Consider the following 14270-nt stretch of genomic DNA (forward strand, 5'->3'; position numbering starts at 1 on the left):
GAGAGATCCGGGGCTTCGTCGTGTCGAAGGTGTGTCGGACTCTCGCGAAACTACGGGCCGCGCTCCACAGGAACTGCCGGCAGGCCCGCGGCTCCGGTCAAGGTGGCGGGTTCTAGGAGCCCTGCCACTACAGCTTCGATGATGACGTCGTTGGCTATCCGCTCACTCCCTACTCCGGCGACGTAGAGCCGGAAGGACACGACCAGCATGAGAGCCCACCAAGGGGAGTACAGCCAGCTGAGCGCGGCTGCCAGACCTATGAGGGAATAGGCGACGTTCTTGCGGAACTCGGCCTCGCCCACAGCTCGGTCGTACTCGTTGAACAAGTCGTAGTTGGCGATCAGGAGTTTGATACGAAGTTGCCTGGTCTCGCCAAGAACGTCACGTGCTACAAGATTGACCAGACCACGTTGGCTCTGCTCTTGCCGAGGATCTCTGGCTTCTTCTGGTGTCGGTACCAGTACTCGCCCTTGCGCCTGCAGAAAGTGGATCAGGTCATCGAACGCGAGTCTGGACACGCGCGGCCTGAAGGCCGTCTGCATGTTCCTGAGCCACGCCGTCTTGCGCGCTTCCTGCACATTCACAGTGGCAACTCGAACCATCAACATCGCACCGATGAGGTAGGCGGCAAAGGCTGCGGATGCCAATGCTCCGGTAGGGCCCAGTAAACCGCCCAGACGGTACAGCGACGCCCACACGCCATGCGCCTGCTCCCGAGTGGGGACCCGACGCTCCATGATCAGCCAGAGCGTCAAGAGCCATATACACCCCGCCGACAGCGGCGCCCGGACGTCACGAAGGCCAGGCAGTAGATTCGCCAGCATCTCTACTCCTTGATCCAGCGTGCCGGCATGGGACAGCGGGGCCTCGGCGGAGTCCTGAGCGGTCGAGGCCGAGGTGCCATGCTGGCAGCGCCGATTGCGTCAAGTGGGTGTGCGGTCGGTCGCACCCAGGCTCTCGCACTGCGGGACCTCAGATGCGGGCAGCGCGAATATGGAAGCCTGGCCTCGTGGCCCCATGTCCGGGGTTTCGCTTGAACGGGGCCAGACGAAGAGACTCGGTCGCCCTCGCGGGGACAGGGCAAGGAGGCGGGAAACGGGCGTCTACCTGCCGGAAGGGCCACCAAGATCATTACGTCGTTATTACGTGATCACTGGCAAACGGCTGCATCCGACCGCATCCGCCTGCGCAAACAACAAGACCCCGCACCCAGCAAACGCGCTGGCGGCGGGGTCTTTGGCACACTTACACAGTGTGCCCCCGGCAGGATTCGAACCTGCGCACACGGCTCCGGAGGCCGTTGCTCTATCCCCTGAGCTACGGGGGCGTCTGGCGTTGAGCGCTTGCTCGCGGCGACGGGTAGAACACTACCAGCTCGTCCGGGGTGTTCATGAACGGGTTTCTCGGGCGGTGGGTGGGCTTGGGGTGGGGTGAAGCTGATCATGGCCGGCGTGAGGGTTGCGGGGGGCTGGGCGCGTGGTTCGCTGGGTTGGTTTGGGGCGTTTTGGTGTTAGGCGGGGCGTTTGCGGGGAGTGGTCTTTTTTGCTGTCGCGGGCTTCTTCGTTGTTGTGGACTTCTTCGGTGCTGCCTTCTTGGCTGTGGTCTTCTTCGGCGTCTGCTTCTTGCTGGGTAGTGGGGTGATCTCTGCCTCCGCCGGCTCTCCTCGCGACTCCTTCGCTGCTCGGACGCTCTTCTCCAGGGCTGCCATCAGGTCGAGGACCTTGCCGGCCGGTGCGGTGGACGGGGTTTCCGGCGGGGTCTCGCCGGCGGCTTTGGCGGCGATGACGTCTTCGAGGGCCTGGCGGTATTCGTCGTGGAGGTCCTCCAGGTCGACCTCGCCGAGGGTGTCCATGAGGGCGTCGGCGAGGTCGAGTTCCTTGTCGCGGACGGTGACGTCGGTGTCGGGGGCGATGCCCTCGGGGGCGCGGACCTCGTCGGGCCAGAGGAGGCCGTGCATGGCGATGGCGTCGCCGACGACGCGGAGCATGCCGAGGCGTTCGCGGCCGCGGAGGGCGTATTTGGCGATGGCGACCTTGTGGCTGCGTTTCAGGGCCTCGCGGAGCAGGGTGTACGGCTTGGCGGCAGGAGCGCCGGAGGCGGCCAGGTAGTACGCGGCGTCCATCTGGAGCGGGTCGATGCGCTCGGCCGGGACGAAGGCCACGATCTCGATGGTGCGGGCGGTGGGGATGGGCAGGTGGGAGAGGTCGTCGTCGGTGATCGGGATGATCGTGCCGTCGGCGTCCTCGTACCCCTTGCCGATCTCCGACTGGGCGACCTCGCGGTCCTCCAGCTCGCAGAACTTGCGGTAGCGGATGCGGCCGTTGTCCTCGGTGTGGACCTGGCGGAAGGAGATCGAGTGGCTCTCCGTGGCGTTCACCAGCTTGATCGGGATGCTGACGAGACCGAAGGAGATCGCGCCGTTCCAGATGGATCGCACTTGTGGCTCCTTCCGGCCGACGGTCGGGGGGTCGGAGGGTCGGGACAGGAGGGGTTTATGTGAGATTGTCATCGTATGACGCCGATCACTGAGGTGGACGGGCGGAGGGTCGCGCTCAGCAATCTGGAGAAGGTGCTGTATCCGGCGACCGGGTTCACCAAGGGTGAGCTGTTGCACTACTACGCGACGACGGCCGGGGTGCTGCTGCCGCATCTGCGGGACCGGCCGGTGTCCTTCCTGCGTTATCCGGACGGGCCGGACGGCCAGGTCTTCTTCACCAAGAACGTGCCGCCGGGTACGCCCGAGTGGGTCACGACCGTCGAGGTGGCGCGGTCGGAGGGGGCGGCGCGGATGGTGCTGGTGCAGGACCTCGCGAGTCTGATGTGGGCGGCGAATCTGGTCACCGAGTTCCATACGCATCAGTGGCGGGCGCAGGCGCCGGACGAGGCGGACCGGCTGGTGTTCGACCTGGATCCGGGGGCGCCGGCCTCGGCGGTGGAGTGCTGCGAGGTCGCGCTGTGGCTGCGGGAGCGGCTGGCGGCGGACGGGATCGAGGCGTACGCCAAGACGGCCGGGTCGAAGGGGCTGCATCTGCTGGCGGGGGTGCGGGGGGCGAGCAGTGCGCGGGTGAGTGAGTACGCGAAGGGGGTGGCGGTGGAGGCGGAGCGCGCGCTGCCGGGGCTGGTGCTGCACCGGATGACGCGGAGTCTGCGGCCCGGGAAGGTGTTCGTGGACTGGAGTCAGAACGCGGGGCGGAAGACGACGGCGACGCCGTACACGGTCCGGGCGCGGCGGACGGAGACGGTGTCGGCGCCCGTGACGTGGGAGGAGGTCGCGGAGTGCCGGGCGGCGGGGCGGCAGCTGGAATTCCGGGCGGGGGACATCGCTCCGCGCGTCCAGGTCCACGGGGATCTGCTGGCGCCACTGCTGGACGCGGGGCGGGCGACCCCGCTGCCTTGAGGGCGTGTGCCCGCTGCCTTGAGGACGGGTGGGACGCGAGCGCCTCCTGTGCCCCAAGAATGCGTGGGCGCCCCCGCTCTGAGGGGTCGCGCCGGGACCGTCGGGCGGGCGCCCCTACACCCTCCCCCACGTGTTCCGGTCCCGTGCCATCGCGTGCAGGGCCTCCACGTCCGCCGGTTTGAGGACGCCGCCGAGGCGGGACAGGGCGTCCAGGTCCCGGTCGCGGAGTACGCGGACCTCGCGGGGCGGGGCGGTGAACGTGATGTCCGCCGGTTCGGTGAGGGCGAGGACGGGGTGGACCTCGGCCGTGAGGGCGTACGAGGCACGGTCGGCGTCGGCGCGGAGGCGGCGCAGCAGGGGCTGGGGCTCGCGGCGGCCCAGGGTGACCATCGGGTCGGCGACCAGGACCTTCTGCTTGCGGGCGGAGAGCGCGTGGAAGCAGAAGATGCCGCCGGGGCCGATCAGCAGGTGATGGAGGCGGTCGCCACCGGGGAGCGGGACGGAGTGCAGGGCGTGCCAGCCGACGCCGTCCAGGCGGTCCAGCGCGTCGCCGACGGTCTGCTCGGCGGCCAGGGCCCGGCGGCGCGGGTCCGGGCGGAGCCGGTGGGCCGGGCCGGGGTCCCGGTCGAGGGCGATCAGCAGCGCCTCGCCGGGGCGGTTGGGCGCCAGGTCGTCGTCGGGGTGCAGGGTCAGCCGCGCCAGCTCGGCGGGCGTGGGCACCGGGGGCGGGCCGACCGTGACCGGGCCGGTCAGGAACGGCCGCAGGGTTTCGAGTACGTCGTCCAGGCGCTCCTCGCTGAGCACGTTGACCCGGCCCGCCTCACGGTCGTACCAGGCGATGTTCCGTCCGTCCGGGCGGCAGACGTACAGCCGCTCCTGGCCGTGCCGCCAGGTCGGCACCACGCGCAGTCCGCTCATTGCGACATCACCCCTCGACCATGGGAACAGGCGGGGTGCTCCAGGGGCAAGAACCCGGCTACCTTTGACAGGGGTTGGCGCGCGCGACGGGGAGGCGCCGGTGCGGATCCGTGAGGAGCAGTACGAGGTACCGGCTCCGGACAGTCCGTGGAGCGAGGTGGTGGCCGGGCTGTGGATGGGCGGCCACGAGTTCCGGGGGCGTTCGGGGCGGCTGGAGTCCGCCGTCGTACGGGACGAGTTCGACGTGGTGCAGAGTCTGCTGCGGCTGCCCGGGCACGGGCCCGGTGACGGCGTCGAGCACCATGTGTGGCCGATACCGGACGGACCGCTGGACGGGACGCAGCTGGCGGGTGTGATGCGGCTGGCGCGGGCGGCGAGCGAGGCCCTGGACGCCGGGCGGTCGGTGCTGGTGCGCTGCTACAGCGGGTACAACCGGTCGGGGCTGGTGGTCGCGCAGACGCTGGTGCACCGGGGGTGTACGGCCGAGGAGGCGATCCGGCTGGTGCGGGCCCGGCGCTCGCCGTGGGCGCTGCACAACGAGCTGTTCGTCGCCTATCTGCGGGCCGGTCTGTCCACCGCCCGACTGCTTGAGGACCTCGCCGAGTAGCCTCTCCTCTGCACCGGCCCCCCGTACGCGGCCTTGAGGTGCAAAAAGGACTTCCCTACAAATCTGCGAATAAGGTGTACGGGGCCCGAGACCCATGGCCCCCGAGCTCAGGAGCAGCGTGCCGACCCGTCGTCCCGTCCGTGCCGCCCTCACCGCGGCCGCCGTCGCCCTGCTGGCGGTGGCCGCGGCGGGCTGTGGCGACTCCGGCGGACTGCGGGCGGCCGGGGCGGCCCCGACCGCGGTCAGCCCCGCCCGGCTCTGGCCCGACCTGCGGCCGGCGTCCAGCCCGGCCTGGCCCTACGACGAGGGCAGCTCGGAGCCGGTCAAGGGGATCACGGTCACCGGCGACGACATCCGCACGGTGGATCCCGTGGCCGTCGTACGGGCGGAGATCGCCTCGGACCCGGCGGACTACGGGGCCAAGGGGGCGTACCACGCGACCGCCGAGCGGATGCGGGAGTGCACGGCGGGCGGCGGCGGGGCGCGGTGTCCGCTGCTGAAGCCGTACTACCGGGACCTGACCGGGGACGGACGGGACGAGCTGACGCTCGGCTTCCGGCTGTATCCGACCAACCAGACCGCGCTGCGCGTGTACACCGTCGAGAAGCACCGGCTGGTGCAGGTGCTGGACGACAACGACGCGATCATCGGCGTCGAGCTGGCCGGGCGGACGGTGATCGTACGGTCGCCGGCCGGGATCACCGGGTACGAGTACCGGACCACCTGGGCGTGGGATCCGCAGCAGAAGGCGATGGTGTTCTCGCGGGACGAGTTCCTGCGGACCGGCAAGGGGCGGCACCACAGCCGGACGCCGTCACCGTCAGCGTCGCCGTCAGCGTCTCATTCGGCCTCGCCTGCTGCCTCGCCTTCGGCTTCGGCCTCGGCTTCGGCTTCGGCTTCGGCGGGTGCGTGATGAGGCTCCCCCGGTGGGCCGGGACGCTCGCGGCGAAGTCGGCCGCGTTCATCACGGTGATGTGCTGTGCGCTGGCCGCGCTGCTCGGCGTCCTGGTGCATGTGTCGGTCACCGACCAGACCGTCGCGCAGGCCCGTGACCAGGCGCTGGCCCGGCTCGCGGACGCGACGGCCGACTTCCGGGCCGGGGACGCGCTGGGGCGGGACGCCGGGGTCGACCCGGCCGGGCTGCCGCCGCGGCTGCGGGCGCTGGCGCTGGCCGGGGAGCGCGGCACGATGGTCGCCAAGGACGACGGTCGCCCCCTGATGTGGGCGGCGGGCCCGGCCGACGGGCACCGGGCGCTGGCGGTGGCCGTCGACTACTCCCAGCAGGCCCGTACGATCGCCGCGCTCGACAGCTCCATCCTCTGGTCGTCGGCCCTCGCGATCGGGGCGACGCTGCTGGTCGGCGCGTTCGCGGTGACCCGGGTGACCCGGCGGCTGCACGGCACGGCCCAGGTGGCCCGGCGGATCAGCGCCGGGGACCTGGACGCCCGCGTCGACGACCCCCGGACCAAGGACCCGACCCGGCCGCAGGACGAGGTGGCCGCGGTCGCCGCCGCGCTGGACGGCATGGCCGCCTCGCTGCAGAGCAAGCTGCTGAGCGAGCAGCGGTTCACCGCGGACGTGGCGCATGAGCTGCGGACCCCGCTGACGGGGCTGCACGCGGCGGCGGAACTGCTTCCGCCGGGGCGGCCGACGGAACTGGTGCGGGACCGGGTGGCCGCGCTGCGCACGCTCACCGAGGACCTGCTGGAGATCTCCCGCCTGGACGCGGGCCGGGAGCGGCCGGAGGCCGACGCGGAGGCGCTGGGCACACTGGCCGAGCGGGTGGTGCGGGCGTCCGGGACGGAGACCGAGGTCAAGGTCGTACGGGACGTGTGGGTGGAGACCGACCGGCGGCGGCTGGAACGGGTGCTGGGCAACCTCGTCGCCAACGCGCACCGGCACGGGCGGGGGCGGGTGGTGCTCACGGTGGAGGGGAAGGTGGTCACCGTGCGGGATCACGGGGACGGGTTTCCCGAGTACCTGGTGGCCCACGGTCCGCAGCGGTTCCGGACGGAGGGCGGGGCCAGGGGGCACGGGCTGGGGCTGACGATCGCGGTGGGGCAGGCGGAGGTGCTGGGGGCGCGGCTGGGCTTCGCGAACGCGGTGGGGGGCGGGGCGGTGGCCACGCTGACGCTCCCCTGAAGTCGGCGCTCCCTCAGGGGGGTGCGTGTGAGTCGCGCGGCTGCGGGTGCGTTGTGGTTGCTCGCGCCCACGCGGCGGAGCCGCATATCGCTACAGCCCCGCGCCCCTGGGTTGATGCACTCGGCCCAAGCCGAAGGGCGGCCCCTCCGTCCTCCTCCTAGCGTGGCGATTAGTCAGCTCCGTCCAGAACGCCCGCCCGCCGGAGGCCCCATGTACCCCCGCCGCCCCCTCGCCCGCGCCGTCGCGACGGCCGCCGCCACCCTCGCCTTGGCCGCCCTCTGCGCCACCGCCCCCGCGCACGCGGACGACGACTGGAACACCGGCGACCCGGGGAACGGGTCCTACGACGACTCCGGCAGACCCAACGGCATCGGCAACTCGGGCGACCAGAACAACCCGAGCAACCAGAACAACCCGAGCGATCCGAATCACCCAAGCAATCCCAGCAACCCCAGCAACCCGAACGACCCAAACAACCCGAACAACCCGAACAACCCCGGCGACCCGAACCGCCCCGGTAACCAGAACGGCAACGGCTCCGGTCGCGTCGTAGGTGTCGTCACCGCGGACAACGGCATCTGGCTGCTCGACCGTCCGGACCGGAACGGCGGGCGTGTCAGGTTCGTCCGGCGGGGCGCGGAGGTGTTCATCACGTGCCGGACCATCGGGGAGTCCGTGTACGGCGACCGCGTCTGGTACCGGGTCGGCGACGGCACCTGGGCCTGGGGTCCCGCCCACTACATCGACACCGCGGGCGATACGCCACGCTGGTGCTGAGCGACAAGGCCCGCAACTCCGACTATTTGGGTAAGTTCCGGACATGACCAAGGCCGGAACGACCGGATCCACCCTGGCGGCACCCGAGTCCCCCACCTCCGCCGTACGCCTCCCCCGGCGCCGCGGCATGGAACTCGCCCTGATCGTGCTGGCGGTCCTGCTCTCCGTGTACGGCTACTGCGCGGTCGGCCTGGCCCACACCGGCACCGTCCCGCCCGGCGCCGCCGGTTACGGTGCCGGGCTCGGCGTTCTCGCGCTCGTCGCGCATCTCGCCGTACGCCTGCGCGCGCCGTACGCCGACCCGCTGCCGCTGCCGATCGGCGTGCTGCTCAACGGACTCGGCCTGGTCCTGATCTACCGGCTGGACCTGGAGACCCCGGGCGACCGCGCGGCCCCCGCCCAACTCGTCTGGTCCACACTGGGCGTCGGCTTCTTCATCCTGGTCGTGCTGATGCTGCGCGACCACCGGGTGCTGCAGCGTTACGCCTACGTCTGCGTGGCCGCCGCGCTGGTGCTGCTGCTCCTGCCGATCCTCTTCCCGGCCGTCAACGGGGCCCGGATCTGGATCAGGGTCGCCGGATTCTCCATCCAGCCCAGCGAGTTCGCGAAGGTGCTGCTCGCGGTGTTCTTCGCCGCGTACCTGGCCGCCAACCGCAACGCGCTCGCCTACGCGGGCCGCCGTCTGTGGTTCATGCAGTTCCCGACCGGGCGGGTGCTCGGCCCGATCGTCACGATCTGGCTGGTGAGCGTGGGCGTCCTGATCCTCGAACGCGACCTCGGCACCTCGCTGCTCTTCTTCGGGCTGTTCGTCGTCATGCTGTACGTCGCCACCGGGCGCACCGGCTGGATCGCCGTGGGCCTGGTGCTCGCCGTGTTCGGCGCGGTGGCGGTGGGCCATCTGGAACCGCATGTGCACGGCCGTATCGAGGACTGGCTGCACCCGTTCGCGTCGATCGAGGCGGGCCAGGGACCGAACCAACTCGCCCAGTCCCTCTTCGCGTTCGCGGCCGGCGGGGTCCTCGGCACCGGACTGGGCCTCGGCCACTCCATCCTGATCGGCTTCGCCGCCAAGTCGGACTTCATCCTGGCCACCGCGGGCGAGGAACTCGGCCTCGCCGGACTGTCCGCGATCTTCCTCCTCTACGGCCTGCTCGTCGAGCGCGGCTACCGGGCCGGCCTCGCCCTGCGCGACCCCTTCGCCCGGCTGCTCGCGGTCGGGCTCGCCTCGATCGTCGCGCTCCAGGTGTTCGTCATCGCGGGCGGAGTGACCGGGCTGATCCCGCTGACCGGCATGGCGATGCCGTTCCTGGCCCAGGGCGGCTCCTCGGTCGTCACCAACTGGGCGATCGTGGCCCTGCTGATCCGGGTGAGCGACTCAGCCCGCAGCCAGTACGACGGGCGGGTGGCCCCATGAAGGCCGGGTACGGCCGCCAGCGGGGCGGCATGGCCCGGTACGTGCGGCGGGCCCGCGCCTTCTGCGCCCTGCTGCTCCTCGCGCTGCTCGTCAACGCCGCCCGCGTCCAGGTCGTACAGGCCGGCTCCTACGACCACAACCCGGCCAACCGCCGCGCCTCGATCGCCCGTTACGGCCTCCCCCGCGGCGACATCCTGGTCGGCGGCGTGCCGGTCACCGGCTCGTGGGACAGCAGGGAGCAGCTGCGCTACGAACGCACGTACCCCGAGGGCCCGTTGTACGCCCCGGTGACCGGCTTCGCCTCCCAGCTGTACGGCACCACGTTCCTGGAACACGCCGAGGACCCGCTGCTCTCCGGCACCGACCCGATGCTGGCGCCGTTCCCGCTCTGGAACGACGACACGGGCCGGTCGTCGGCCCCCGGCGGCAACGTCGTGACGACCCTGAACCGGGAGGCCCAGGAGGCCGCCTACCGGGGCCTCGGTGCCCGCAAGGGCGCGGTCGCCGCGATCGAACCGGCGACCGGCCGGATCCTGGCCCTGGTCTCCACCCCGTCGTACGACCCCGCCGAGCTGTCCGGCAACAGCGACGCGGTGACCTCGGCCTGGGCGCGGCTGAACGCCGACCCGGAGAAGCCGATGCTCAACCGGGCGGTCCGGCAGACGTATCCGCCGGGCTCGACCTTCAAGGTGGTCACCGCGGCGGCCGCCCTGGACGCGGGCGTGGTCACCGACCTGGACGCGCCGACCGACTCCCCCGACCCCTACCGGCTGCCGGGCACCACGACCCGGCTGACCAACGAGGGGGACGGCTGCGCGGACGCCTCGCTGCGGGCGGCCTTCGAATGGTCGTGCAACACGGTGTTCGCGAAGCTGGGCGTGGACGTGGGCGTCGCGAACATGACGACGACGGCGGAGGCGTTCGGCTTCAACGACACCCGGCTGCGCATCCCGTTCACCGCCGCGCCGAGCACCTTCGACACGACCCTGGACCGGGCTCAGCTGGCGCTGTCCTCGATCGGGCAGTACAACACCCGCGCCACCCCGCTGCAGATGGCGATGGTCGCGGCGGCGGTGGCGAACGGGGGGATGGCCCGGCCGCCGTATCTGGTGGACCGGACCGTGCGGCGGACCGGCGAGACGGTCGCCACGGGCGGTGCGGGGGCGGTACGGCAGGTGATGAGCCCCTCGACGGCCGTCCGGATGAAGGAGCTGATGACGGACGTGGTCCGGGAGGGCACCGGCACCAACGCGGCGATCCCCGGCGCCACGGTCGGCGGCAAGACCGGCACCGCGCAGCACGGGATCGGCAACTCCGGGGTGCCGTACGCCTGGTTCGTGTCCTGGGCGCAGGCGGACACCGACCTGGAGCCGAAGGTGGCGGTGGCGGTGGTGGTCGAGGACGCGTCGGCGGACCGCGGGGACATCAGCGGGGGCGGGGACGCGGCGCCGATCGCCAAGGCGGTGATGCGGGCGGCGCTCGGGCTCTGAGCGGTTCCGCCCGGCTCTGCCCGGCTCCGCCCGGCCCCGCATCGGTGTAGACGCGGAGTCAACAAGTCGTGCGCGGGGACTTGACCGTCTTGCTGACAGGCAGTCTCATAAGAGCGGACGAAGACGTACCCCCGGGTAACGAGGTGAGGGAGCCATGACGACCCTGACGGATGCGGAGGCGGTCGACGGACTGCGGGACGCGCTCGGTCTCCTCAAGGACCGCGAGCAGGTGGCCGAACGGCTGCTGGTCTCCTCCGCGAAGCACTCCTTCGACCCGGACAAGGAGCTGGACTGGGACGCGCCCTTCGAGGAGGGCAAGTGGTTCTGGCCGCCGGAGCTGGTGTCGCTCTACGACACGCCGATGTGGAAGCGGATGAGCGAGGAGCAGCGGATCCTGCTCTCCCAGCACGAGGCCGCGGCGCTCGCCTCGCTCGGCATCTGGTTCGAGCTGATCCTGATGCAGCTGCTGGTCCGGCACATCTACGACAAGGCGGCGACGAGCGCGCATGTGCGCTACGCGCTGACCGAGATCGAGGACGAGTGCCGGCACTCGAAGATGTTCGCGCGGCTCATAGAACGCGGTGACGCGCCCTGGTACCCGGTGAGCCGGGCCCACCAGAACCTGGGCCGGCTCTTCAAGACCATCTCCACCACGCCCGGTTCCTTCACCGCCACGCTGCTCGGCGAGGAGGTCCTGGACTGGATGCAGCGGCTGACCTTCCCGGACGAGCGGGTCCAGCCGCTGATCCGGGGGGTCACGCGCATCCACGTGGTCGAGGAGGCCCGGCACGTCCGGTACGCCCGCGAGGAGCTGCGCCGCCAGATGCTGACGGCGCCGCGCTGGTCGCAGGAGTTCACCCGGGTCACCTCCGGCGAGTTCGCCCGGGTGTTCTCGGTCGCCTTCGTCAATCCCGAGGTCTACACGAACGTGGGTCTTGACCGGCGGGAGGCCCTCGCGCAGGTGCAGGCGAGTGGGCACCGGCGGGAGGTCATGCAGACGGGGGCGAAGCGGCTGACGGACTTCCTGGACGACATCGGGGTGCTTCGGGGGGTCGGGCGGCGGCTGTGGAAGAGCTCGGGGCTGCTGGGTTGAGTCTCGGGTGCGGGTGGGTGGGGGCTTGTCGCGCAGTTCCCCGCGCCCCTTGGGTGGGTGCGGGAACCGGATCTTGCGATCAGCCCGGCGCTCTCTCAGGTAGGAGTCGGCGCTGTCGGCTGTGACGTTCCGAAGGCTTCGTCCGAGCCCTCCGCCGCCGTCTTCGGCACCGCCGGCGGCGTGTAGTGGGCCAGCGGCCGGGCCTTCGGGTCCGGGCGTACGGCGCCCAGGATCGGGTTGGCGGCGATCGGGGAGACCTTCACCTTCGCGCCGGGGCGCGGGGCCTGGACCACCTTGCCGTCGCCGAGGTAGAGGGCGACGTGGGTGGCCTCGGGGAAGTAGAGGACCAGGTCGCCCGGGCGCAGCTCGTCGATCGGGACGTGCGGGAGGGTGGCCCACTGTTCCTGGCTGGTTCTGGGGATGGGGGTGCCGGCGTGGTCCCAGGCCTGCGAGGTCAGGCCCGAGCAGTCGTACGACACCGGGCCCGCCGCGCCCCACTGGTACGGCTTGCCCAGCTGCTGCACGGCGTAGCGCACCGCGCGGTCGCCCTCCTGGGAGGGGGGCGGTGTGGTGGCGCTCAGGGCGCCGGAGAGGGCGAGTTTCCGCTGGGCGTCGGCCGTCCGGTCCTGCTCCAGGGCGGCCAGGGCGGTGAGCTGGTCGGGGGTGAGGGCGGCCAGCATCCGCTCCACCTCGGAGAGACGGGTCCGCACCTCGTCGCGCGCCTTCTTCTGGCTCTCGGCGAGGGCGAGCCGGGCGTCGAGCGCCTTGCGGGCCTGGCGGGCCAGGTCGAGCTGCTTCTTCTCGTCGTCCGCCAGGCGGCCCACCGTCTCGGCCCGCTCGCGGGCCAGCCGGCCGATGACATGGCCCTCGTCGAGGGCGTGCTGCGGGTCGCGGGCGAGGAGCAGCCGCAGGTACGGGGAGAGGCCGGTGGTGCTCTGGTACTGCTGCCGGGCCAGCCGGCCGGCCTCGGACCTGCTGCCGTGCAGGGAGCTGCGGGCCCTGGCCAGCTCGTCGTCCAGCCGGGTCACCACGGTCCGCTGCCGGTTCAGCCGCTCCTCGGTCGCGTTGTAGGTCTCGGTGGCCTGTTCGGTCTGCCGGTACGCCTGCTGAAGGTCGGTCAGCAGCTCGGCCACCGGCCGCTCGGGGCCGGGCGCGGCGAGTGCGGGTACGGGCGCGAGGACGGCCTGGGCCGCCACCACCGCGGCCGTGCAGGCCAGCCGCAGGAACCTCTCTGACATGCCATCACCTCCGATGCGGAACGGTCCTTCCGCCCGGCATCGTGGTAATCAGACGTGATAATCGGACATGTCCGCTCGGTTCGCACGGCGAGTGTGCGCGGTTCGGCGCACAACTGTCACTCGTCGGTATGGCCCGGCTTCGACCACGGCCACTTCGGCCCGCCGCCGCCGGCGCCCCTGCCCGTCGGGTCGTACGCGTACTTCCAGCCCTGGGTGAGGCCCAGGCGCTTGCTGTGCCCGCGGGGCACCCGGCGGTAGACCAGGACCGTGGGACTGCCCCCGGCCGGGTCCGGGACCGGGATGCGGTACGTCTTCGGGGGGTGGCCGGTCATGCCGAGCAGCACGGGGAGGACGCGGCCGTCCATGGGGCCGCCCTCGAAGGGGGTGTCCTGACTCTTCACGGCACCAGTCTCAGCCATCCGCCGCGAGGGCGTCGACAAGAGCGTCGACGAGGGCGGCCGTCTGCGGGTCGCGGCGCGCGGTCACGCTCAGTACGGCGACGAACTGGTCCACCAGCCAGTCCCGCAGCTCGTCGACGGGCGGCTGCTTGCCCTCGTCGAGCCAGATCAGCGAGGCCGCCTCCACCGCCGTGATCCACATCCGGACGGTCATCCGCAGCCGGGGACCGGGGTCGGCGACGTCGAGGTGGCTGAGGATGTGCTGCGCGGCGGCCCGCCGTACCCCGTCCACGATCGCCGTCGTCCGCGAGGTCTCCACCACGCTGCCGCCCTGGAGCAGGGCGCTGAAACCGGCGTCGTGCTGGTCGACGAAGGCCAGGTAGCGGTCCAGGGCGCGGGAGAGACGGGGCAGCAGCGGGCCCTCGCGGGGCTCGTCGAAGCAGTGCTCCAGCTCCTCGGCGGCGGACCGGAGCGCGGCCTCGTAGAGCTGCTGCTTGCCGCCCGGGAAGTACCGGTACACCAGTGGCCGCGAGACCCCGGCCGCCTCCGCCACGTCGTCGAGGGAGACCTCCTCCGGCGCGCGGTGCGCGAAGAGGGAGAGGGCCGCGTCGAGCAGCTGGCTCCGCCGTTCCTCGACGGAGAGCCTGCGGTAGGCGGGGGTGGCGGCCTGGGGGGTCATATGTGCAGGGTATGTGTTCCGCTCGGGGTGCCGCGATGGGGTGGTGGTCGGGTGCGGCGCCGTCGTGGCCGGCCGCGCAGTTCCCCGCGCCCCTAAAGAAAGGGGCGCTGCAGTGCG

Annotated in this window: 14 protein-coding genes and 1 tRNA gene; 8 read left to right on the forward strand and 7 right to left on the reverse strand. The window is 71.6% G+C overall.

What is annotated here, in order from left to right:
• Positions 1–50 precede the first annotated feature (50 nt).
• The 3 genes from ACGFZS_RS42155 to ACGFZS_RS42165 form a co-directional block, all read right to left on the reverse strand.
• Positions 51–755 (reverse strand): hypothetical protein, encoded by a 705-nt coding sequence (locus tag ACGFZS_RS42155; RefSeq protein ID WP_393799607.1) that lies wholly within the window; start codon positions 753–755, stop codon positions 51–53.
• A gap of 500 nt (positions 756–1255) precedes the next feature.
• Positions 1256–1327 (reverse strand) — tRNA-Arg (locus ACGFZS_RS42160).
• Between the two features lie 183 nt (positions 1328–1510).
• Complete coding sequence (locus ACGFZS_RS42165; RefSeq protein ID WP_393799608.1) at positions 1511–2437, reverse strand: Ku protein; 927 nt, start codon at positions 2435–2437, stop codon at positions 1511–1513.
• A gap of 75 nt (positions 2438–2512) precedes the next feature.
• Here ACGFZS_RS42165 and ligD point away from each other — a divergent pair, with 75 nt between their 5' ends.
• Positions 2513–3397 (forward strand): non-homologous end-joining DNA ligase, encoded by an 885-nt coding sequence (gene ligD / locus ACGFZS_RS42170; RefSeq protein WP_393799609.1) that lies wholly within the window; start codon positions 2513–2515, stop codon positions 3395–3397.
• A gap of 114 nt (positions 3398–3511) precedes the next feature.
• Here ligD and ACGFZS_RS42175 read toward each other — a convergent pair whose 3' ends face one another.
• A complete protein-coding gene (locus ACGFZS_RS42175) occupies positions 3512–4315 on the reverse strand; it encodes a nuclease-related domain-containing protein (protein ID WP_393799610.1) in 804 nt (267 codons plus the stop codon).
• A 175-nt stretch (positions 4316–4490) separates the two neighbouring features.
• Here ACGFZS_RS42175 and ACGFZS_RS42180 point away from each other — a divergent pair, with 175 nt between their 5' ends.
• The 7 genes from ACGFZS_RS42180 (at position 4491) to ACGFZS_RS42210 (ending at position 11838) form a co-directional block, all read left to right on the forward strand.
• Positions 4491–4922 (forward strand): protein phosphatase, encoded by a 432-nt coding sequence (locus ACGFZS_RS42180; protein WP_393666895.1) that lies wholly within the window; start codon positions 4491–4493, stop codon positions 4920–4922.
• A gap of 94 nt (positions 4923–5016) precedes the next feature.
• Positions 5017–5835, forward strand: coding sequence for a hypothetical protein (locus tag ACGFZS_RS42185; protein ID WP_393799611.1), 819 nt, complete (start codon positions 5017–5019; stop codon positions 5833–5835).
• Positions 5835–7064, forward strand: coding sequence for an ATP-binding protein (locus ACGFZS_RS42190; RefSeq protein ID WP_393799612.1), 1230 nt, complete (start codon positions 5835–5837; stop codon positions 7062–7064). The genes ACGFZS_RS42185 and ACGFZS_RS42190 overlap by 1 nt, the downstream gene beginning before the upstream one ends.
• Positions 7065–7274: 210 nt before the next feature.
• On the forward strand, positions 7275–7841 hold the full coding sequence (locus ACGFZS_RS42195) for a hypothetical protein (RefSeq protein ID WP_393799613.1): 567 nt from the start codon (positions 7275–7277) through the stop codon (positions 7839–7841).
• A 43-nt stretch (positions 7842–7884) separates the two neighbouring features.
• The gene (locus ACGFZS_RS42200) at positions 7885–9255 is read left to right on the forward strand and encodes an FtsW/RodA/SpoVE family cell cycle protein (RefSeq protein ID WP_355718458.1); all 1371 of its coding nucleotides are present in this window, start codon (positions 7885–7887) and stop codon (positions 9253–9255) included.
• Between the two features lie 29 nt (positions 9256–9284).
• Positions 9285–10745: a penicillin-binding transpeptidase domain-containing protein gene (locus ACGFZS_RS42205; RefSeq protein WP_393799712.1), complete on the forward strand. Its 1461-nt coding sequence runs from the start codon at positions 9285–9287 to the stop codon at positions 10743–10745.
• A gap of 154 nt (positions 10746–10899) precedes the next feature.
• Complete coding sequence (locus tag ACGFZS_RS42210; protein WP_393799614.1) at positions 10900–11838, forward strand: diiron oxygenase; 939 nt, start codon at positions 10900–10902, stop codon at positions 11836–11838.
• 95 nt (positions 11839–11933) lie between these two features.
• On the opposite strand, the gene ACGFZS_RS42215 is transcribed toward ACGFZS_RS42210, so the two are convergent.
• From ACGFZS_RS42215 to ACGFZS_RS42225, 3 genes are all read right to left on the reverse strand, one after another.
• A complete protein-coding gene (locus ACGFZS_RS42215) occupies positions 11934–13076 on the reverse strand; it encodes an NlpC/P60 family protein (RefSeq protein ID WP_393799615.1) in 1143 nt (380 codons plus the stop codon).
• 116 nt (positions 13077–13192) lie between these two features.
• Entirely contained in the window at positions 13193–13477 is a 285-nt protein-coding gene (locus tag ACGFZS_RS42220) for a hypothetical protein (protein WP_393666824.1), read from the reverse strand.
• 10 nt (positions 13478–13487) lie between these two features.
• Positions 13488–14153, reverse strand: a complete 666-nt coding sequence (locus tag ACGFZS_RS42225; protein ID WP_393542404.1) for a TetR/AcrR family transcriptional regulator — start codon at positions 14151–14153, stop codon at positions 13488–13490.
• Positions 14154–14270 lie beyond the last annotated feature (117 nt).

Origin of the sequence: Streptomyces sp. NPDC048288, assembly GCF_043201555.1 — a bacterium.
Lineage (GTDB): Bacteria > Actinomycetota > Actinomycetes > Streptomycetales > Streptomycetaceae > Streptomyces.